Below are 19,022 nucleotides of genomic sequence, written 5' to 3' on the forward strand. Positions count from 1 at the left end.
GAGTTTCCGTCCGTGAACAAATGAGGGTTAGTCCGTAACGGCGCTATTGAATCGAATGACCTTTATATCCGCCTCGATGGACAAAAAATCGCTTGTTCCCGTCTGGCAACCAGTTCACACTCGGGTTTTTATCAACTGATAGAGTCCGAGGAATTCATGCAAACACCTGCCAAAGGCTTTGGAGGGAGTACGTTCTCGTTCATGTGGCGCGAGTCTGCCTTCGATGCCATGCTGAAGATGCGCGACATCGGCTTGAATGATTTCGATGCGCTGGTCGTCCCGGGCCACCTTTGGCCCGACGATCTCTCGCCTGCCGACCGCTCGAATCTGGCCCGCGCGTTGCGCAACGAAGGCATTCGCGTCGAATCGCTCGATCTGCCCGCGCTCGATCTGAATCTCGTCAGCCGCGTCGAGTCGTTCCGGCAATATTCCGTCGATCTCTACGTACGCACGATGCAACTCGCATCGGAACTGGGTTGCGGGGCGGTGGTCGCCGTACCGGGCCGGGTGTCGTCGCTGTTTCCTCCGCCTTCGCAGGACTCCGAGCGCCTGCTGCGCGACAGCCTGGAACACCTGCTTCGCGTGGCGGAACGGCTCGACCAGACAATCTTTCTGGAGCTTCATCCGCAAACTCCGATTCCGACCACTGCCACGATGCTCGCCTTTCTCGATACCCTGCCTCACGAGCGTCTGCTGATCGCATACGACGTCTCCAATGCGGAATTCGTCGGAGAAAATCAGGCCGATGCGATCAGGCAATGTGCATCGCGACTCGGTCAGCTTCATCTGTCGGACGGCACGCGCAGCCAGTGGCGTCATGATCGTGTCGGTCTCGGCTCGGTCCGCTTCGACGACATCCTTCGCGCAGCCAATGAAGTGAACTTTTCCGGCGTGCCGATTCTCGAAATCATCTCGTCGACTCCGATCGACGACCTGCGCGCATCGGCTGACATGCTCGCGATGCACACGGCCCGGGAACGCGCCGGCGACGAGGCGCGCTCATGATCGAATCCTCGACGCCAATGCGCTCCCATCGGGGCCGGCACGGACGTCTGGCCTATCGCCGCAGCGGACCGCCCGGCGCTCGCCAAGCCGTCTTGCTGTTGCACGGGTGGCCGCAAACTTCGTGGGCATGGCGACACGTCATACCGTTGCTGAGCCGCGACTTCGATGTCATCGCGCCGGATCTTCCCGGCTTCGGCGATTCGTCCAAACCGCAAAGCGGCTTCGACAAGAAGACCATCGCGCGCAGCCTGCATGAACTGGTCGACGCGCTCGGCGTCGCGCGAGTGGCCGTCGTCGGACATGATCTTGGCGGACACGTCGCATACGCCTACGCCGCGCAATGGCCGGAATCCGTGAGCCATCTCGTGTTCGTCGAAAGCAGTCTTCCCTCCTTTGGGCAAGAGGAAGCCATGGACGTATCGCGCGGCGGAAGCTGGCATTTCGGTTTCAACATGGCAGGCGACATATCGGAGTCGCTGGTGCAGGGGCGCGAGTTCCTCTTCGTCGACCACTTCGTGCATCGCGAATCGGTGGGCGTGTTCGATGCCGACTCGATCCGTCGCGACGATATCGAAGTCTATGCCCGCGCGCTCGCACGCCCCGGTGCGTTGCGCTGCTCGTTCAGCTACTACCGCGCGCTGCCGCTGGACCGGCAGGACAACGTCGTCTGGGGCAAGACACCGCTCGGCATGCCGGCGTTGGCCATCGGCGCACGATGGGGATATGGACAAGCCTCCGCCGATACGTTGCGCCGCGTGGCCGCGCACGTCACGGAAAAATTGATCGACGATTGCGGTCATTACGTGCCGGAGGAACAGCCTGCCGAATTCGCCGAAGCCGTGCGCGACTTCATCTGCGAGCATGCCACGACACCTCGGCAAGGCCTATCGGAGAATTGAATAACGCTCATTGATCCGGCTTTATGGACACCGTCAGACGATCACACGATACTCGATTCACCCCGGCAATCACTTCATAGCCCGGGCCAGAGAATACGGAGACGTTTGTGCATAGCGATAACCGGATGAACGTGGAGCAGTTCATCGACTCACAGCCGCTTTCGGCATTTCAGAAGCGCATTCTGGTGTTGTGTTTCCTGGTCGTCGCGGTCGATGGCTTCGATACCTCCGGCATCGGTTTTCTCGGCCCCGCGATCAGGGCGGAGTGGCAAGTGGCTGCATCGGCGCTCGCTCCGCTGTTCGGTGCGGGATTGCTCGGACTGACCGCAGGCGCGTTGTTGTTCGGGCCTTTGGCGGACCGATATGGGCGCAAGCGCATTCTCATGGTGTCCATTTTTCTATTCGGCATCGCGAGCCTGGCAACGGCCGCATCGCCCGGACTTGCCGCGCTCGTCGTCGCCCGCTTCTTCACCGGCGTGGGACTCGGCGGCGCCATGCCGAACGCGGTTACGCTGGCGCGCGAATACTCGCCGGGATCGCGGGCATCGAGCCTCGTGACCCTGATGTTCTGCGGCTTCACCATCGGCGGTGCGCTCGGCGGCCTCGTGAGTGCGCAGTTCGTCGGCGTGATCGGCTGGCGCGGCGTGCTGGCGGTGGGCGGCGTCGCCCCGCTTCTGCTCGTGCCCGTCCTCGCTGCGATGCTGCCGGAATCGCTCGGCTTTCTTCTGTTGCGCGGGACACCTAAAGATCGTCTGGTCGCCACGGCCATCGCGGATCGCATTCGCGTGCCGGGCATGGATGATTCGGCCCGCGTCTCGCTGTATGCCGATGCACGGCCGCTCGACCGGACATCGTCGGTTCGCGAACTGTTCGCGCCGGGCACCGCACCCGTCACACTGCTGCTGTGGGCGACCTTTTTCATGATCCTCCTGATCGTCTATCTGCTGACCAGTTGGCTGCCGGTGCTGCTCGCGGCGGCCGGCGTACCGCTCAGACAGGCATCGCTGATGACGATGATGTATCAGGTGGGCGCAACGATCGGTGGAATCTGGCTGGGCCGTCGCATGGACCGTTCGGACCCGCAGCGTGTGCTGGCGCTGGCGTTCCTGGTCGCGACGGCGCTGATCCTGCTGTGCGCGTGGTCTGAAGGATCGAAGCTCGTGATCGTGGGAACGGTGCTCGGCATAGGCTTTTGTATCGGCGGGGGCACCATCGGCGGCTACGTGCTCTCCGGTAGCTACTATCCGACCAGCAGCCGCGCCACGGGTGTGGCCTGGGCGAACGCGGCCGGGCGCGTCGGCGCGGTGCTCGGCTCGATGGCGGGCGGTGCCTTAGTCGGCTTCGGCGTGAGTTTCGACACATTCCTGCTGCTGCTCGCCGTGCCGGGCGCGATCGCCACCTTGTCCATGTTCGGACTGGAACGATTGCGCCGACATCACGCGCCCGCGACTCCCTTCGACGTCCGCTCCGCCGAAACCGAGTAAGCCGATAATACGGATTCCGATTTATTCAGGAAAGCGACGAAGTTTCGAGGAACAGGTCCGCCACGACCGACCGTAACCACCGATGCCCCGCGTCATGATGGTTGCGCGAATGCCAGTGCTGTTTTACCGCGTAGGCGGAAAGATCGAATGGCAAGGTGAACGAGCGAATCGACTTTTCTTTGAGCATCAAGGCCGCGAGCCGTGACGGGATCATGGCGACGAGATCGGTGCGCGCGGCGATCTCCGCGACGCCGAGATAACTGGGCACTTCGAGCATCACCCGCCGTTCGAGCTGCATGTCCCGCAACACCCGATTCAGGATGGAATGCCCCGTGCCGGTCGGTGTCACCGCGATATGCCCTTCCGTCAGAAATTCACCGACATCGGGCCGGTCGCTCAGGCGAGGATGATCGGCCGCGACGATGCCGATATACGTTTCCTCCATGAGCCTCTGTTGATAGAAGCCGTCGTTCAGTTGGGGCATGAAACCGATGGCCAGTTCCACCTCGCCGGATTGCAGCAGCGCGGGGGTGTCGTCGGCGATGTGGGTGATCGTCAGCTTCACCTCCGGTGCGATGGATCGCAGACGGTTGAGCCAGCGTGGCAGCAGAACATTTTGTGCGACGTCCGTCAGCGCGACGCGAAAATTTCGCGCGGCGCGTTCGGGATCGAACAGCGTCCGGTATCTCGACACGGTCTCGAAGGTGGCGAGCAGTTCGAGCACCTGTTGGTAGAGGTCGACGGCGAAGGGCGTCGGCTCCATGCCATGTGCGAAGCGCACGAACAGCGGGTCGTTGTAATGCTCGCGCAGCTTGGCCAGATTGAACGATACCGTCGGCTGCGACAGGTCCAGATTGATGGCGGCTTGCGAGACGCTTCCGGCCTTGTAGGTCTCTGCAAACACATTGAGGAGCTTGACGTCGAGTTCTGCCATTTTTAACCCATCGAAAAGAGTCAATGTGCGCGCGGTGGATGCTCCGGCACGTTGACGAGGTTATCACCCTGCGCCTGAGCGCAGGCATCGCAATCGCGCTTTTTTATCCGAAGGAAACCGTATGAAAACGAACGCGCCAGTCGCTTTGGTCACGGGCGGCAGACGTGGCATCGGACGCGGCATCGTCTGGCGTCTCGCGGACGAAGGCTTCGATATCGTCATCAACGATCTGTGCGACGACGACGCCATGCGCGAGACGATCGCCGGGGTCGAAGCGAGAGGACGCAAATGGGCCGTCGCGCTCGGGGATATCGCCGCGCTGGACCAGCAGGACGACCTCGTGCATCGTGCGTGGCACGCCTTCGGACGCATCGACACGCTCGTCAACAACGCCGGTGCGTCGGTCCTGTCGCGCGGCGATCTGCTCGATGTTTCGGTCGAAAGCTATGACCGCAATCTGGATATCAATTTGCGCGGACCGTTCTTCCTGACCCAGCGGATCGCGCGCCGGATGATGGACGTGGCCGATCCGGAACACTATCGCGCCATCGTCTGTATCTCATCGACGAGCGCCGAGACCGTCAGCATCAACCGTGGCGAGTATTGCATCTCCAAAGCGGGCGTCTCGATGCTGGTCAGGCTGTTCGCCACGCGACTCGCCGCGCATGGCATCGCGGTTCACGAGATTCGCCCGGGCATCATTCGCACCGACATGACGGCGGTATCGGCGACGAATTTCGATGAACGCATTCGCGACGGACTGACGCCGATTCGTCGCTGGGGTACGCCGGACGATATCGGCGGCGCGGTGGCCGCACTCGCCGCCGGCACGTTTTCCTTCTCGACCGGCAGCGCATTCGAACTCGACGGCGGCATGCATATCAACCGGTTCTAAATTTCCGGGCGTGCGCATCGCGTCGCTCGACATTCAGGAGTTCTCACATGAAGCAAACCATCGTTCTGATACACGGCTCATGGCACTGGGGCGGCTGTTTTCAGAAAGTCGCCACCCTGCTTGCGGCGCAGGGACATGCCGTGTTGTGCCCCGATCTCAAGTCTCACGGTTTTGATCCGGCACGTTACGATCAGGTCGCGGATATGACCGATTACACGGCGGCCGTCGCCGCTTTACTGGACAACGCGGCCGAGCCTGTCGTCCTGCTCGGCCACAGCATGGGTGGCGTCGCGCTGACCCATCTCGGCGAGCAGTATCCGGACAAGATCAGCAGGCTCATCTATTTGACGGCTTTCATGACGCCGCCCGACAAGTCGGCGAACGACTATCTTATTTCGGATGACTACAGGAACGATTATTCGGTTGCGAGCCTCTTCGAGATCGTCGGGCCTTCGGCGGACGGCAAAGGCGTGGTGTTGAACGTGGACGCTATCTCCACAGTGCGCTCGTCGTTCTACGGCGATTGCAGCGACCGCGATGTCGCCGTTGCCGCCGCCAACGTCGTGCCGACGAACACGGCGGCGCCCTATCACGCCCGGACCGCGACGACACCGGATCGATTCGGCTCGATTCCGCGTGTGTTCATCGAATGCACGCAGGATTGTGCGCTCCCGATCGGTCAGCAACGACGCATGCAAGCCGATGTCCCCGGCGCAAAGGTGGTCACGATGGACACCAGCCACTCGCCCTTCTTCTCTCAGCCGGAGCGCCTTGCGGAAATCATCGGCGCGCAAGCCGACTGAGACTCGCATCGGCGCTCACACCCAACCCGCGTGACGACACGAACCGGAACACACGACATGACGTTCGACAGCCCACTTTCTACCGATCATCTTCCCGACGGATTCCGCCATGACACCGCATACGTCGAAGATCTGAAGCTGCACTATGTCACCGGCGGCCGGCCGCCAGGCACCGCGCCGCTCATGCTTTTGATCCACGGCTTTCCGCAAAACTGGTGGGAGTGGAACCGCGTGCTCCGTCCGCTCGGCGAGCATTACAGCTTGATCGTGCCCGACTTGCGTGGAGTAGGCTTCTCCGACAAGACCGAAGCCGGTTATACGAAAAAGCAGCTCGCAGCCGATCTGTACGGTCTGGTCCGGAGTATCGGCGGCGACGCGCCGCATGTCGTCGGTCATGATATCGGCGCGATGGTCGCTTACGCTTATGCATGGCAATTTCCCACGCGCACGCTCACCGTTCTCGATGCCTCCATCCCCGGCGTCGGCGACTGGGAAGAGATCGCATCGAGCCCGCTGCTATTCCACTTTTCCTTTCATCAGAAGCGCTATCTTCCCGAGGCGCTGATTTGCGGCGGCCGCGAACATGTCTATATCAGCTCGTTCATCAACGACCGCATCGACAATGCGGCGGCGATCTCGGCTGTGGATATGGCGGAATACGTCCGCGCGTACTCGCATCCAGGCGCGTTTCGGGCCGCGATGGAGATGTATCGGCAATTCCCGCAAGACGTTATCGACAATCGCAACGCGCCTCGATTGCCGGACTCGCTCCCAGTCCTCGCGCTCGGCGGAGACCGGCGCTGGGGACCGCACATCGTCGAGAGAATGAAGGCGGTGGCCGATAACGTGCGTGGCGGTTCGCTGCCTCGCTGCGGGCACTTTCTCGCGGAGGAGCAGCCGGAGTTGCTCGTTGCCGCACTACGCGAGTTCTGCGTTCACTGAATCGGCGCGGGCGTCGCTGGCCGCGAGGTCCGCGACGCCTCGACCACGGCGAGCGTGGCGGCCAGCGTTCGGGCGGCATCGTGACCGTCGATCACGGGCCGGGCGTCGCCCTTCACCACATCGAGGAAATGACGTAGCTGGGCCGCATAGACGTTTTCCGCGACGAATGAGAGGTGCGTATCGTGAATGGGCTGATCCCGGCCCTTCTTTCCCCGATACGACCACAGCGCGAGGTCCGGCAGGGTGAGCGCGCCGTCCGTGCCCGCAAAGAAATGTGTAGGCACGGGACGATAGTCGAACAGCGCGCGATCCTCGCCTGCCGTGGTGTCCCAGTTCCACGGCGTCGACGTCGTGTCGGACAGACTGACGTTGGCGAGCGCGCCGTTGGCGAGTGTCAGCGTGCACGCCGCCGAATCCTCGACTTCGTGCCCACGATTCGCGTTTGATGTCACCGCCTGCACGGAGACGATCTCGCCGCACAGATGCCGCAGCAGGTCGATCTCGTGAATCAGGTTGATGAGCACCGGCCCGCCACCGGGCTGACGCCGCCACGGCACCTCGAAGTACGCGTCGGGCTTGTACATCAGGCACAGGATATTCGCCAGCACCAGTTTGCCGATGCGGCCGCCCTCGATGGCCTGTTTCACCGCGCGCACCGCCGGATTGTGCCGCCGATGATGCCCGACCAGCATCGCGACGCCCGCTTTGGCCGCCGCATCGGCAAGCGCGCGAGCGGAATCGAGATCGTCGGCGATGGGCTTTTCCATCAACAGCGGCAACTTGCGCGCGATGCACGCCAGCCCCACTTCCAGATGCGTGTGATTCGGCGTGCACACGATGGCGGCATGCACGTCGTCGCGCGCGAGCGCGTCGCGATAATACGGCACGTTCAGCGCATCCGCGTAGGCTGCCGCTTCGGGCGACGGATCGGCGATCGCCACGAGCCTGCATGCGTCGTTGTGAGCGATTTCGTCCACGTGACGCTTGCCGATCACACCCGCGCCGATCACGGCCGTATTGATTCGTTCGGCCATTCAACTCTCCTTGGTCGGTACGTGCCGCGCGAGAAACGGCACGAGTTCGCGCAACACTTCTTCATGCGATTCTTCCGGCAGCAGATGACCGCCGCCGATCCCGCATCCGCTAACATCGTTCGCCCACGCGCGCCAGATGTCGATGGGCGTCCTGATTTGCCCCGCACGCTCGCTTGTGCTCCAGAGCACGAGTACGGGGCACGCGAGCCGTGCGCCGCGCGCGCGGTCGATGCGGTCGTAGTCCGAGTCCTCTTCGACTGCCGCGCGATAGTCTTCGCACATGGCGTGACGCACGTCGGGATCGCGGAAGGCGCGACGGTACGCGTCCAGCGCGGCAGGGTCGACGCGATCCAGTCCGCCGGCCCCCTTGGCGAGCGCACGTTCGATGAACGCGTCGGGGTCCGCCGCGAGCATGCGCTCGGGAAGGTCGGCGGGCTGCGACAGGAAAAACCAGTGCCATGCGTTCATCGCGAAGCTGTGATTTACGGCGTCGAGCGCATCGACGATAGGCACCACCGTGAGCGATGCGTAGGCCGCCACGCGCGCCGGATGATCCAGCGCCAGCCGATACCCCGCGCGCGCGCCACGATCGTGTCCGACGATGGCGAAGCGCTCGTGTCCCAGTGCGCGCATCAATTCGACCAGCGCATGCGCGACGCGGCGTTTGGTCCATCGCGGTGCGGGCGACAAAATTCGGCTGTCGCCGTATCCCGGCAAATCCGGCGCGATCACAGCGTACGAGCGCGCCAGTACCGGCGCGATATGACGCCACACGACATGGGTTTGCGGATAGCCGTGAAGCAGCAGGACAGGCGCACCCGCGCCGCCCGTCACGCCTTTGAAACGCACGTCGCCGGCTTCGATATCGAACGGGGTGAAATTGTCGAACATCGGGGGTCCTCGTCAGCCTTGCACCGACGCGCCGTTCCAGTCGAAGGCATCGTCCAGTCCGAAGAAAGAAGCCGCAACCGGCATGGCATGGTTCATCATGTTTCGGCCATGATGGACCTTGAGTCCGCGCGCGCTCGCTGCATGCAGGAGCGCGGTCATCCGCGGGTCCATGATGACGTCCGCGACCACGGCATGCGGCGGCAAACGGTCGACGGGAAACGGCAGCGCGTCGCCCGCATGGAGTCCGAGCGGCGACGCATTGATCGCCACGCCGACATCGCCCATCTCGGGCCTGCCGGCCAGCGTGCCCGCTTCGATGCGCGCCCGGCTGTCTTGCCGGATCGCGTCCGCCAAGGCCCGGGCGCGCGCGTCGTCTACGTCGAACACGGTGAGACGCGCGATACCCTGCGCCGCCAGCGACCAGCCGATACTGCGACCCACGCCGCCGCAACCGTGCAGCGTCACGCGCGCGCCTTCCAGTCGTACCCCATCGGCACGCAGTCCGTCGACGAAGCCCGCGCCGTCGACGTTATCGCCCTCCCAGACGCCATCGGCGCGGCGGCGCAACAGGTTGATCGAGCCGATGCGTCGTGCGCGTGCGCTCAGCACGTCGGCGTGTTTCATCGCCGTGAACTTGTGCGGCATGGTGAAGATCATGCCGTCCACATTCGCGATGCCCTTGACCCCGGCAATCGCGATGTCGACACGATCGGCATCGGTATCGCCGGGCAGCATCAGCGCATTGACGCCGTGGCGCTTCATCAGCGTGCTCCAGACGACCGGCGCGCGCACGTGCGCAATCGGCGAACCGAAGATGAAGTACAGGCGCGTGAGCGCATCGGCGGGCGCGTCGAGCCGCAGGCGTTCCTTGCTGGCGTCGCTGGATTCGGACATACGTTGATTCTCCGGATGAGGGGTATCGGTCATGCGCGGCTGCCCCGTTCGTCGAGCGCGTCTTGCGCCGAAACGCGCTCGCGCTTTTCCGCGCTACGCAGGCGTTCGTATTCTTCGCGGCCGAGCGGCACGGCATCGCGCTTGCCGAGCTCGCTCATCGGCACGCGGAAGGTTTCGCGCGCGGAATACGCCGCAATCGACGCCAGCACCGAAATGCCGAACGCGATGCCGCCGACCGTGAGCCATATGTGTGTCGAGCCGGGAGGCGCGACCGCGGTGAACACGGCGGGCAGCAACGCGGATATCGCCGTGCCGACGTTCTGCGCGATCGCCATTGACGTCACGCGCATGCGTGCCGGGAACAGTTCGGGGAAGAAGCTCGGATACACCGCGTTTTGTCCTTGATACACGACGCCCCACATCAGGATCGACAAGAGAATCGCCAGCGCGACGTGATGAATGCTGATGGCATACAGATAGCCGAAAGACAGCAGTCCCGACCCGAATGTTCCGACGATGATCGGCAAGCGCCGCCCCACGCGATCCGAGAGCGCGCCCCAGAACGGAATCACGATCATCGCGGCGATATTGCCGAGCACGGGAATCCACAGGTACATGTCCTTGCTGAAACCGATGCCATACGCTTTCTGCACGGCATAAGCGCCGCCGAAGATCGTCGCGACGACCGGAATCACGTTCATGATCGCCATGCACGTCACGCGCAGCATGTCGTCCCAGCAGTACCGGAAGGCGAGACGAAGCGGCGAGCGCGGCACGTCGCCCTGCGCGTCCTCACGCGCGAACGCGGGTGTTTCGCGCACCTCGCGGCGAATGAAATAGCCTGCGGCCAGCACCACGGCGCTCATGAGGAACGGCACGCGCCAGCCCCAGGCATAGAACGCATCTTCCTGCATATAGTGGCTCAAGGGCAGAAACACGGCGGCCGCGAGAAGCTGTCCCGCGGCCACGCCCTGCATCCCGAAGCTGCCGTAATAGCCGCGCCGGCCGAAAGGCGCGTGTTCGAGGATCATCGACGACGCGCCCGAGATTTCGCCCGCCACGGCGAAGCCCTGCACCAGACGCAACACGACGAGGATGGCGGGCGCCCAGAATCCCGCCTGCTCGTAGGTCGGCAAAAAAGCGACGGCCATCGTCGATACGCCCATCAGGAACATGCAGACCAGCAGGACGGATTTGCGACCGTGCGTATCGCCCCAATGACCGAGCACGATCGCACCGATCGGACGCGCGACGTAGCCGATGCCGTAAGTCGCCAGCGACGCCGCGATCGCCACCTTCGCATCGCCTTTCGGAAAGAATATTTGCGGAAAGATCAACGCCGCTGCTTGCGCGTAAATGAAGAAGTCGTAGTACTCGAGCGCCGAGCCGATCCACCCGCTGGCCGCCGCCATCTTCGACTGCCGTCTTTCATGCCGTTCATGCTCTGTCGTGTTCGTCATGCGCGTCTCCGATAATTCGCATCCGTGTTTCCATCCGGGTGTTTGTTCCTAATTAGAAACTCAAGGTTTGCATCGGTCAACGCCTTTCCTTGCACAATTTCCATATGGAAACGAACTAGGGATTGTCCCGAGAAAACACGATTTGCGCTTGACGTCCTCCCACATGGTCAATCACCATGGGAACTGATTTCCATATGCGAACAAAAGGACAAGTCGATGAACGATGACATGCAGGAACGAATCGCGATCCGCGAAGCCATCGAAAACTGGGCGGTGTGGCGCGATGCGGGCGACTGGGAGCGCTTCGCCACGCTTTGGCATCCGGACGGCGTCATGATGGCCACCTGGTTTCAGGGCACGGGAGCGGAGTTCATCCGCGTCACGCAGGAAGGCTGGGCGCGCGGCGTCAGCATCCTGCATTTTCTGGGCGGCACGGCGATCGACCTTGCGGGCTCGCGCGCCATCGCCCAGACGAAGATGACCATCTCGCAGCGCGGCGACGTGCACGGTCATCGTTGCGATGTGGTCTGTACCGGCCGCTTCTACGATTTCTACGAAAAGCTCGCGGGCCGCTGGATGTTGCGCCTGCGTCAGCCGATCTATGAAAAGGACCGGCTCGATCCCGTGGATACCGGCGTGAAGCTCGATCTCGACCCGGAAGTACTCGGCCGGTTCCCCGAGGGTTATCGCCACCTCGCCTATATTCAGACGAAGATCGGCTATGCGGTAAAGCGCGACATGCCGGGAATGACCGGGCCCGCCGTCGAAGCGCTCTATGCGCGCGGACGCGGATGGCTCGAATCCGGGACGCTGTGATGGACCGTCGCGCAGACGCGTTCGTCTACGAGCCGTTGCCGGCGCGCGTCCTGTTCGGCGCTGGCCGGCGCGCGGATGTGGCGGGCGAAGTCGCGCGGCTCGGCTGCGCGCGTCCGCTCATCGTGACGTCGCCCGAGCAGCACGCATGGGCCGACGAGATCGCCGCGACATTCGAGGCGGCATCGACCAGCCGCTTTTGCGAGGCCGCGATGCATACGCCATGGCACACCACCGTCCGCGCGCTGGACGCCGTTGCACGCAGCCGCGCCGACTGCGTGATCGCGATAGGCGGCGGCTCGGCCATCGGGCTGTCGAAAGCCATCGCGTTGCAGACCGACTTGCCGCAGATCGTCTTGCCGACCACGTATGCAGGCTCGGAAGTGACGCCGATCATCGGTGAAACGCGCGACGGCGAGAAGCGCACGCAACGCACGCTCAAGGTGCTGCCCGAAGTCGTGATCTACGATGTCGAACTCACCACCACACTGCCGCCGGCGATGAGTGCGGCGAGCGGTCTCAACGCCATCGCGCATGCGGTGGAAGCGCTTTATGCCACCGACGGCAATCCGATTACATCGTTGATGGCGGAGGAAGGCATGGCATCGTTGGCGAGCGCGCTGCCCGACATCGTGCGAACGCCATCGTCGATCGAGGCGCGGCGCATCGCGCAATATGGCGCATGGCTGTGCGGCACCTGTCTCGGCGCGGTGAGCATGGGGTTGCATCACAAGATCTGTCACGTGCTCGGCGGCAGCTTCGACCTGCCGCACGCGCAAACGCACGCCATCATGATCGCGCATGTCGCCGCCTACAACGCCGATGCCGCACCCGCCGCCATGACGCGCATCGCACGCGCGTTGAATGCGCAGGATGCATGGAGCGGCCTGCACGAACTGGCACGCGCGCTGAACATGCCGCTTTCGCTCAAGGCGATCGGCATGCCGGAAGACGGTACCGACGTCGCGATCGAACGGGTCACGCAGAATGCGTATTCGAATCCGCGAACTCCCGATGCACGTACGCTGCGCATCATGCTTACGCGCGCCTGGAACGGTGAGCCGCCGGCGCGCGTCGTATAGAAGGACCGAACGTCACGTCAGGATGCACTCATGCGAAATTTCAACGAAGACACCATCACGAAAGCGGTTCTCGACCGGCTGGCCGGCGGCGCCGACCCACGCACGCGAGTCATCGGCGAGGCCCTGGTGCGGCATCTGCATGCTTTCGTGAAGGAGATCGAGCCGACCGAGGCGGAGTGGGCGCAAGCCATCGCCTTTCTCACAGAGACCGGGCAGATGTGTTCCGATACGCGTCAGGAATTCATTTTGCTGTCCGATACGCTCGGCGTGTCCATGCTCGTCGACGCCATCAATCATCGTTACGCGGGCCGCGCGACGGAGACGACCGTGCTCGGACCGTTCTATGTCGAGGACGCACGCGAGGTCCCGCTCGGGGCCGATATTTCGCATGCCGCCGACGGCCCGCCGCTGCTCGTGCGCGGCACGGTGCGCGACGCGCGCGGCGAACCCGTCGCGGGGGCGCTGATCGAAACCTGGCACGCGGACGACGAAGGCTTCTACGATGTCCAGTGCAGCACGGGCCGCGCCGCACTCGACATGCGTGCGCGTGTTCGCACGGATGAAAACGGCCGCTTCTGGTTCCGTTCGATCGTGCCCGCCGCCTATCCGATTCCGAACGACGGCCCGGTCGGCAGGATGCTCGACGCACAAGGCCGTCATCCGTATCGGCCGGCGCACGTGCATTTCAAGTTGAGCGCGCCGGGGTTCGAGACCATCGTGACGCATGTGTTTCTAGATGGCGACCGGTATCTCGATTCCGACGTGGTGTTCGGCGTGAAGGACGCGCTGATCCAGCGGCTCGCCTCGGTCGAAGACGAACCGGACACTGCCCTGCTCGCTTATGACTTCGTTTTGCCCGACCATCGTCAAGACTGACTCGCCAAAGGTTCTCATGCACAAGCTGTCCCTGCACCATCTCACGATGCTCGATGCGCATCCGCTGCAACTCGCCGATGCCGCGCATGCGGGCGGCTTCGACTATTACGGCTTGCGTGTGGTCGCGCCGACCGCCGCCGATCATATCGTCGATGTCGCCCACGATGCCGGGCTGATTCGCGAACTCGAAGCCCGCATGCAGGCGACGGGCGTGAAGCTGCTCGATATCGAAGCCATCTGGCTGCAGCCCGATACGGATATCGGCAAGCTTTTGCCTGCCCTGGAAGCGGGGCATCGGCTCGGCGCGGCGCATGCGCTGGCGGTGGGCTTCGACGACGACCGGGTGCGCCTCATGCATAACTTCGTCGCGCTCTGCGAGGCGGCGGCGCGCTTCGGCATGACCGTGGGCCTGGAACTGATCACCTACTGCGCGATCGGCACACTGAGCGACGCACTCGCGACCGTGCGCGACAGCGGCCAGCCGAACGCGCGGCTGCTGATCGACGCATTGCAGTTGTTTCGTTCGGGCGCGAGCGCGGCGGACGTGGGCCGCCTCGATCCCCGGCTCATCGAGTACATCCAGCTATGCGATGCGCCGCTCGAAGCGCCTGTCTCGGTGGCCGAGCGGCGCACCGAAGCGCGCACCGCACGGCTGCTTCCCGGCGAGGGCGAACTGCCCTTGCAGGCGTTGCTCGATCAACTCCGCCCGGACCTGACGCTCGCCATCGAAGTGCCGACGCTGGCCTTGCGCGGCCTGCCGTTCGATGAACAGGCGCGTATCGTCATGCAGGCGACACAACGCTTTCTGTCGCGCTGATACGGCCTATTCCGCGAGATATTGACGCTGGATGCGTGCGGCGGCCGCCTTGAGAATGGCGACCGCACGCTCGCCGACATCGCTCGAAAAGCGCACGGCGGGGATCGCGAGATTCAGCGAGCCGAGCGGGAATCCCGTCGACGACAGAATCGGTACGCCGATGCCGACGATGCCCGGCGTGTACTCTTCCATCGACTGGGCGAAGCCGTGTTTGCGCACCAGTTCGAGTTCGCTCAGCAGCGCCTTTTTGGTGGAGATCGTATTCTTAGTGAACCGCTCGAACGACAGCGAGCGCAGATATTCGTCACGCATCACATCGGGAAGAAACGCCAGAATGACCTTGCCGCCCGACACCGCGTAGAGCGGCGCGAGATCGCCCAGGCGCATGTGGGATTGCAGCCGCTGCTGGCTGACGACCGTCGCCACGACCTCGACCTCTTCGCCTTTCAGTTGATTGAGCGCGCAGGATTCGGCGGTCTGCTGAGTGATATCGTTCAGCACCGGCTCCGCGCATGCGATCAGACTGCGCAACTGATTGGATTGCTGCGCAAGCTTGAGAATGGCATCGCCCAGCCGATAACCCTTGGTCTCCGGCACGAAGCGCAGATAACCGCGATCGGTCAGATTCCGCATGAGCTTGGTGAGGCTGCTTTTGGGAATGTCGAGCGCCTCGGCAATCTCCGCGTGCGACATCTCGCGGCCCCAGCGCGCCAGCAGTTCGAACAGATCCAGTACGCGATCCGCCGACTTGACCGTGCTATTCGACTCGATTTCTTCCCGCCGCATGCCATCGCCTCCGTTCATATGGAGGAACAGTTTATCGGCTGAATGAAGACTGTCAAGGGCATGCTTGTTCTGTGCATTCACATTCGGAAACTTTCAGCGCGATAACGCCGAGCGCAGGAAGGCCGCGAGATCGCGATCGAACCGGTCCGGTTCCTCGATGAACGGCGCATGCCCCGATTCCGCATAGACCACGCTGCGGATGCGCGGGTTGATCTCACGCGCCCGCGCGATCGCGGCATGGGCATCGACGAGGGCATCGCGCGCGCCGTACAGCAGCAACACGGGAACGTGCGCCTTCCCGAGGCCTTCGCTCACGGGGATGCTCATCGACTGAACGGACGACTGCATCTCCCACGATGCGATCGCCGCATTCGCCAGCAGACGTTCGAACGTGGTCCGGTCCGGTTGCGTATGAAAGCACAAGGCGAGAAACGCGCGTTCGCCATCGAGATGCGTTTTCAGATCGGAGGAAACCATGTCGCGATAGACCTGCGGATGTGCAACGATCTGATCGGGCTTCAGTTCGATGACGCCGTCGACATACACCGCGCCCGCAATGCCGCCGTCGCCATACGAGGCCAGGTAGTTCGAGATGACCGCGCCGCCCAGCGACCATCCGACGAGCACGGGCTTCATCGCATGCGCGGCCTCGATGACGGCGGCGAGATCGTCGGCCCAACGGCGGCCTTCGGTATAGGCGGCGGCATCGGCCGGCTTGCCGGACAACCCGTGACCGCGCAGGTCGTACGTAATCAGGCGATAGCCGCCGAGTTGCGCACGCTCGACTTGAGCCTGCCAGTTGAGCCGGCTGCCGAGCAGACCGTGGATGAATACGACGGGCGGGCCGTTCGGATCGCCTGCTTCCTGCACGGCGAGTTGCACGCCATCGGGGGCGGTCACGGTGTATTGCTTCTCCGCCGCCGATGCGCTGGCAGGCAGCGCCGAAAACAGGGCGGCTGAGAATGCGCCCAACAGAGCGCGCGAGAAAATACCGGCAGACATGGAAACATCCTCGTGTCGAATGGAATGCGTCCAGTCTCGCGCCTCACACTAATGTGAGAGTCAAGCAGAAATGTTAGGCTTGGTTTCATGACACGCACCGCAGACCACCCGCTTATCGGAATCGGCGAACTCGCACGCGCGACGGGCGCGAGCGTGCGTTCCATTCGCCATTACGACGACAACGGACTGGTCACATCGGTGCGTGCGAGCAATGGCTATCGAGCCTTTCCCCATGCGGCTATCGCACAGATCACGCAGATTCAGCGCCTCATCGCGACCGGCTTCAGTCTGGCCGATATCCGCTCGTTTCCGGATTGCATGCGTCTGATCGAAGGCGCGGCTGCCTGCCCCGAAACGAAACCATTACATCGCGAGCGCCTGCGCTCGATCGACAAGCAGATAGCCGATCTGGAACGACGCCGTCGCCGTCTTCTGGATACGCTCGACGAAGGTCGCGCGTCTACGCAGGACTAGGTCGCGCTTCGGCTGTGCGCCATCGGCCATCATTCGGCCATCAACTCAATTGTTCGAATAGCCAGTCCTGAAAGCTCTTCACCTTGGGCAGATCGACCGACGACACGAGCAGATTCACGGTGTATCCGCTCACGCGCAGCCCATCGAATCCGAAAGGCGCGATCAGACGTCCGGTATCGAGTTCGCGTTGCACGAGCAACAGGCTTTCCAGGCATACGCCCACGCCATCCGCAGCCGCGCTGATCGCCATGAACGAACGATCGAAACGCGGCCCGCGCGAAATATCGAGCGGTGTCTTGCGATGCTGGCGCATCCAGTCGCGCCAACCGACCAGACAGTTCTCGCTGTGAATCAAGGTGTGATGCCGCAGGTCCGCGACCGTGCGGATCGGGTAGTCGCCTTCCATCAGCATCGGCGAACTGAGCGGGACGATGGTCTCCGACGGCAAATCCAGCACCATCGTCCCCGCCGGTTGCAGTCGGCGCGCGCCATAGCGCAAGTCGATATCCACCGCCGCGCGTGTCAAATCGACCGGATCGTTCGATGCGTGCAGACGCAGGTCGATATCCGGATGCAGCGACGAAAAACGCGCCAGTCGCGGCATCAGCCATTGCGTGGCGAAACTCGGCGTGGAATGCACGGTAAGGATGTCGCTCTTGGCGACCCACATGGGTCTGTAAGGTTGCGTTCAGCGCAACGCCCTGCGCGGGCAGAATCAGCTCATGGAAATTCTGCCAATATGACGTTCCAATCTCGACGCCTGCGCAAACGTTCTGTGCGACGAGGTGATCATCGAAGACAGCGATGCTGGCCAACGTGATTGACCATGCGCCGTTCTGGCAAACGAGCGGTGGACCCGCCCGAGGAGACAGGACGATGTGCAGCGGATGTTAGGCTCCGAGGCGACGGCGTTCGGTGACGAGTTGGGCGTTGCCTGTGCTCGCCGATCAAAGAATGGAGGCGAGCGTTGTTTCTCCGCGGCCGTTTTCGGCATAAATTAAAGCCAGGCGAGTAAGTGGAAGTTGAGCCCCTCATTCACCGAGTCAAATCTCCCTACGTTCCGAAGCAACTGGATACGATCAAAGCTCATGCACGGGCCCTGAGCGTTGAATCTCGTAGATCATGTCTGCCATTTCCTGATGCATGGCGGATTGCTGTCATTCGCGGTTGCAGCAAAGCTCGACTGCCGACCTAAGGAACAGCGAATGCGTCTTGACGACCCAACTTCGGCCCCTCGAGCCACCGCCAGGTAAGGGACTTTTGTTGGCCGATCGCCGCAATTTGGCTTGGACGGATCCTGCGGCTAGAGAGCCTATCCGTTAGCGCGCCGGTCATTCCAACCGAGAACGCGGTTATCAAGATAACTGTTCTTATCGCGATAGCCATGTTTTTGCCCCAAACTAGCGATCTGCAAAACGACCCAGTGAACCTCTCGCAGCATGTGGATGTCAGGCAGACTCATCGCCAATACGTCGATATTGAGATGCAGGTTCATCGCGACCGTCGACAATCATAACCTTCGTTATGCGAACCTTAACTCTGAAAAGATGGCGCTCCGAATTTTCAGCGACAGTCTTGATATTGGTCTGGTCTACGAGGGTCAGCACAACTTCAAAAAAGTGACTCTGGTCTGGTCAATCCCTAGAGCCACCATCCCGATGAACAATTAAAGAGTCACGCTGGTTTCCGGGCGCCGCCCGGCGAAGATCGCCTCAAGGCTAGCCAAGACAAGGTCACCCATCGCGATGCGGGTCTGGACGGTAGCACTCGCTCGGTGCGGCTGTAGGACAACATTGTCTAATGCGTACAACTCAGCCGGAACGTTTGGCTCGTCGACGAAAACGTCAAGACCTGCGCCTGCGATTCGGCTCGTCTTAAGTGCTTGCACCAAGTCTGCCTCGTTGATGAGCCTGCCGCGGGCAACATTTATC

At 62.7% G+C, this 19,022-nt stretch carries 21 protein-coding genes; 11 read left to right on the forward strand and 10 right to left on the reverse strand.

Going from position 1 to position 19,022, the window contains the following annotated elements; all coding sequences use genetic code 11:
* Positions 1–156 precede the first annotated feature (156 nt).
* From P7F28_RS09460 to P7F28_RS09470, 3 genes are all read left to right on the forward strand, one after another.
* Complete coding sequence (locus P7F28_RS09460) at positions 157–1,005, forward strand: sugar phosphate isomerase/epimerase (protein ID WP_277184246.1); 849 nt, start codon at positions 157–159, stop codon at positions 1,003–1,005.
* Positions 1,006–1,022: 17 nt separating this feature from the next.
* Positions 1,023–1,904, forward strand: a complete 882-nt coding sequence (locus P7F28_RS09465) for an alpha/beta fold hydrolase (protein ID WP_277184266.1) — start codon at positions 1,023–1,025, stop codon at positions 1,902–1,904.
* Positions 1,905–2,011: 107 nt separating this feature from the next.
* Positions 2,012–3,388 (forward strand): MFS transporter, encoded by a 1,377-nt coding sequence (locus tag P7F28_RS09470; RefSeq protein WP_277184247.1) that lies wholly within the window; start codon positions 2,012–2,014, stop codon positions 3,386–3,388.
* A gap of 25 nt (positions 3,389–3,413) precedes the next feature.
* On the opposite strand, the gene P7F28_RS09475 is transcribed toward P7F28_RS09470, so the two are convergent.
* On the reverse strand, positions 3,414–4,322 hold the full coding sequence (locus P7F28_RS09475) for a LysR family transcriptional regulator (protein ID WP_277184248.1): 909 nt from the start codon (positions 4,320–4,322) through the stop codon (positions 3,414–3,416).
* Positions 4,323–4,443: 121 nt separating this feature from the next.
* Between P7F28_RS09475 and P7F28_RS09480 the strand changes: the two genes are divergently transcribed.
* From P7F28_RS09480 to P7F28_RS09490, 3 genes are read left to right on the forward strand one after another with little or no spacing between them, the layout of a single operon-like run.
* Entirely contained in the window at positions 4,444–5,217 is a 774-nt protein-coding gene (locus tag P7F28_RS09480; RefSeq protein WP_277184249.1) for a 3-ketoacyl-ACP reductase, read from the forward strand.
* A 47-nt stretch (positions 5,218–5,264) separates the two neighbouring features.
* On the forward strand, positions 5,265–6,020 hold the full coding sequence (locus tag P7F28_RS09485) for an alpha/beta fold hydrolase (protein WP_277184250.1): 756 nt from the start codon (positions 5,265–5,267) through the stop codon (positions 6,018–6,020).
* Between the two features lie 57 nt (positions 6,021–6,077).
* Complete coding sequence (locus P7F28_RS09490; protein WP_277184251.1) at positions 6,078–6,962, forward strand: alpha/beta fold hydrolase; 885 nt, start codon at positions 6,078–6,080, stop codon at positions 6,960–6,962.
* On the opposite strand, the gene P7F28_RS09495 is transcribed toward P7F28_RS09490, so the two are convergent.
* The 4 genes from P7F28_RS09495 to P7F28_RS09510 are packed head-to-tail and all read right to left on the reverse strand — an operon-like array spanning position 6,956 to position 11,241.
* Positions 6,956–7,996: a Gfo/Idh/MocA family protein gene (locus P7F28_RS09495; RefSeq protein ID WP_277184252.1), complete on the reverse strand. Its 1,041-nt coding sequence runs from the start codon at positions 7,994–7,996 to the stop codon at positions 6,956–6,958. The genes P7F28_RS09490 and P7F28_RS09495 overlap by 7 nt on opposite strands.
* On the reverse strand, positions 7,997–8,887 hold the full coding sequence (locus tag P7F28_RS09500; protein ID WP_277184253.1) for an alpha/beta fold hydrolase: 891 nt from the start codon (positions 8,885–8,887) through the stop codon (positions 7,997–7,999).
* A 12-nt stretch (positions 8,888–8,899) separates the two neighbouring features.
* Positions 8,900–9,814, reverse strand: a complete 915-nt coding sequence (locus P7F28_RS09505; protein ID WP_277184254.1) for a shikimate dehydrogenase — start codon at positions 9,812–9,814, stop codon at positions 8,900–8,902.
* On the reverse strand, positions 9,811–11,241 hold the full coding sequence (locus P7F28_RS09510; protein ID WP_277184255.1) for an MFS transporter: 1,431 nt from the start codon (positions 11,239–11,241) through the stop codon (positions 9,811–9,813). Before P7F28_RS09510 ends, P7F28_RS09505 begins: the two co-directional genes overlap by 4 nt.
* Positions 11,242–11,457: 216 nt before the next feature.
* Here P7F28_RS09510 and P7F28_RS09515 point away from each other — a divergent pair, with 216 nt between their 5' ends.
* The 4 genes from P7F28_RS09515 to P7F28_RS09530 are packed head-to-tail and all read left to right on the forward strand — an operon-like array spanning position 11,458 to position 14,829.
* Complete coding sequence (locus tag P7F28_RS09515) at positions 11,458–12,057, forward strand: nuclear transport factor 2 family protein (RefSeq protein WP_277184256.1); 600 nt, start codon at positions 11,458–11,460, stop codon at positions 12,055–12,057.
* Complete coding sequence (locus P7F28_RS09520; protein ID WP_277184257.1) at positions 12,057–13,136, forward strand: maleylacetate reductase; 1,080 nt, start codon at positions 12,057–12,059, stop codon at positions 13,134–13,136. The genes P7F28_RS09515 and P7F28_RS09520 overlap by 1 nt, the downstream gene beginning before the upstream one ends.
* A 30-nt stretch (positions 13,137–13,166) precedes the next feature.
* Positions 13,167–14,012 (forward strand): intradiol ring-cleavage dioxygenase, encoded by an 846-nt coding sequence (locus P7F28_RS09525; RefSeq protein ID WP_277184258.1) that lies wholly within the window; start codon positions 13,167–13,169, stop codon positions 14,010–14,012.
* A 16-nt stretch (positions 14,013–14,028) separates the two neighbouring features.
* Positions 14,029–14,829, forward strand: a complete 801-nt coding sequence (locus P7F28_RS09530; protein WP_277184259.1) for a sugar phosphate isomerase/epimerase — start codon at positions 14,029–14,031, stop codon at positions 14,827–14,829.
* 6 nt (positions 14,830–14,835) lie between these two features.
* On the opposite strand, the gene P7F28_RS09535 is transcribed toward P7F28_RS09530, so the two are convergent.
* Both P7F28_RS09535 and P7F28_RS09540 read right to left on the reverse strand, forming a co-directional pair.
* Complete coding sequence (locus P7F28_RS09535) at positions 14,836–15,615, reverse strand: IclR family transcriptional regulator (RefSeq protein ID WP_277184260.1); 780 nt, start codon at positions 15,613–15,615, stop codon at positions 14,836–14,838.
* 93 nt (positions 15,616–15,708) lie between these two features.
* Positions 15,709–16,617 (reverse strand): alpha/beta fold hydrolase, encoded by a 909-nt coding sequence (locus P7F28_RS09540; protein ID WP_277184261.1) that lies wholly within the window; start codon positions 16,615–16,617, stop codon positions 15,709–15,711.
* Positions 16,618–16,704: 87 nt separating this feature from the next.
* Between P7F28_RS09540 and P7F28_RS09545 the strand changes: the two genes are divergently transcribed.
* Positions 16,705–17,091 (forward strand): MerR family transcriptional regulator, encoded by a 387-nt coding sequence (locus P7F28_RS09545; RefSeq protein WP_277184262.1) that lies wholly within the window; start codon positions 16,705–16,707, stop codon positions 17,089–17,091.
* Positions 17,092–17,131: 40 nt separating this feature from the next.
* Here the strand turns inward: P7F28_RS09545 and P7F28_RS09550 are convergent, their stop codons facing one another.
* The 3 genes from P7F28_RS09550 to P7F28_RS09560 all read right to left on the reverse strand — a co-directional run.
* Positions 17,132–17,761 carry a LysR substrate-binding domain-containing protein gene (locus P7F28_RS09550; protein ID WP_277184263.1) on the reverse strand — a complete coding sequence of 210 codons (630 nt, stop codon included), beginning with the start codon at positions 17,759–17,761 and terminating at the stop codon, positions 17,132–17,134.
* 642 nt (positions 17,762–18,403) lie between these two features.
* Positions 18,404–18,586, reverse strand: coding sequence for a hypothetical protein (locus P7F28_RS09555; RefSeq protein WP_277184264.1), 183 nt, complete (start codon positions 18,584–18,586; stop codon positions 18,404–18,406).
* A gap of 171 nt (positions 18,587–18,757) precedes the next feature.
* Positions 18,758–19,022 (reverse strand): NAD(P)-dependent oxidoreductase (locus P7F28_RS09560; protein ID WP_277184265.1); only part of this gene is annotated, 265 nt, incomplete at its 5' end.

This window comes from Caballeronia sp. BR00000012568055 (assembly GCF_029439455.1).
GTDB lineage: Bacteria > Pseudomonadota > Gammaproteobacteria > Burkholderiales > Burkholderiaceae > Caballeronia.

What these genes read in the sequence shown, in the direction of transcription:
- P7F28_RS09460 (WP_277184246.1), top strand. Translation starts at nt 157, where the DNA reads ATGCAAACACCTGCCAAAGGCTTTGGAGGGAGTACGTTCTCGTTCATG.
- P7F28_RS09465 (WP_277184266.1), top strand. Translation starts at nt 1,023, where the DNA reads ATGCGCTCCCATCGGGGCCGGCACGGACGTCTGGCCTATCGCCGCAGC.
- P7F28_RS09475 (WP_277184248.1), bottom strand. Translation starts at nt 4,322, where the DNA reads ATGGCAGAACTCGACGTCAAGCTCCTCAATGTGTTTGCAGAGACCTAC.
- P7F28_RS09480 (WP_277184249.1), top strand. Translation starts at nt 4,444, where the DNA reads ATGAAAACGAACGCGCCAGTCGCTTTGGTCACGGGCGGCAGACGTGGC.
- P7F28_RS09485 (WP_277184250.1), top strand. Translation starts at nt 5,265, where the DNA reads ATGAAGCAAACCATCGTTCTGATACACGGCTCATGGCACTGGGGCGGC.
- P7F28_RS09490 (WP_277184251.1), top strand. Translation starts at nt 6,078, where the DNA reads ATGACGTTCGACAGCCCACTTTCTACCGATCATCTTCCCGACGGATTC.
- P7F28_RS09495 (WP_277184252.1), bottom strand. Translation starts at nt 7,996, where the DNA reads ATGGCCGAACGAATCAATACGGCCGTGATCGGCGCGGGTGTGATCGGC.
- P7F28_RS09500 (WP_277184253.1), bottom strand. Translation starts at nt 8,887, where the DNA reads ATGTTCGACAATTTCACCCCGTTCGATATCGAAGCCGGCGACGTGCGT.
- P7F28_RS09505 (WP_277184254.1), bottom strand. Translation starts at nt 9,814, where the DNA reads ATGACCGATACCCCTCATCCGGAGAATCAACGTATGTCCGAATCCAGC.
- P7F28_RS09510 (WP_277184255.1), bottom strand. Translation starts at nt 11,241, where the DNA reads ATGACGAACACGACAGAGCATGAACGGCATGAAAGACGGCAGTCGAAG.
- P7F28_RS09515 (WP_277184256.1), top strand. Translation starts at nt 11,458, where the DNA reads ATGAACGATGACATGCAGGAACGAATCGCGATCCGCGAAGCCATCGAA.
- P7F28_RS09520 (WP_277184257.1), top strand. Translation starts at nt 12,057, where the DNA reads ATGGACCGTCGCGCAGACGCGTTCGTCTACGAGCCGTTGCCGGCGCGC.
- P7F28_RS09525 (WP_277184258.1), top strand. Translation starts at nt 13,167, where the DNA reads ATGCGAAATTTCAACGAAGACACCATCACGAAAGCGGTTCTCGACCGG.
- P7F28_RS09530 (WP_277184259.1), top strand. Translation starts at nt 14,029, where the DNA reads ATGCACAAGCTGTCCCTGCACCATCTCACGATGCTCGATGCGCATCCG.
- P7F28_RS09535 (WP_277184260.1), bottom strand. Translation starts at nt 15,615, where the DNA reads ATGCGGCGGGAAGAAATCGAGTCGAATAGCACGGTCAAGTCGGCGGAT.
- P7F28_RS09540 (WP_277184261.1), bottom strand. Translation starts at nt 16,617, where the DNA reads ATGTCTGCCGGTATTTTCTCGCGCGCTCTGTTGGGCGCATTCTCAGCC.
- P7F28_RS09545 (WP_277184262.1), top strand. Translation starts at nt 16,705, where the DNA reads ATGACACGCACCGCAGACCACCCGCTTATCGGAATCGGCGAACTCGCA.
- P7F28_RS09550 (WP_277184263.1), bottom strand. Translation starts at nt 17,761, where the DNA reads ATGTGGGTCGCCAAGAGCGACATCCTTACCGTGCATTCCACGCCGAGT.
- P7F28_RS09555 (WP_277184264.1), bottom strand. Translation starts at nt 18,586, where the DNA reads ATGAACCTGCATCTCAATATCGACGTATTGGCGATGAGTCTGCCTGAC.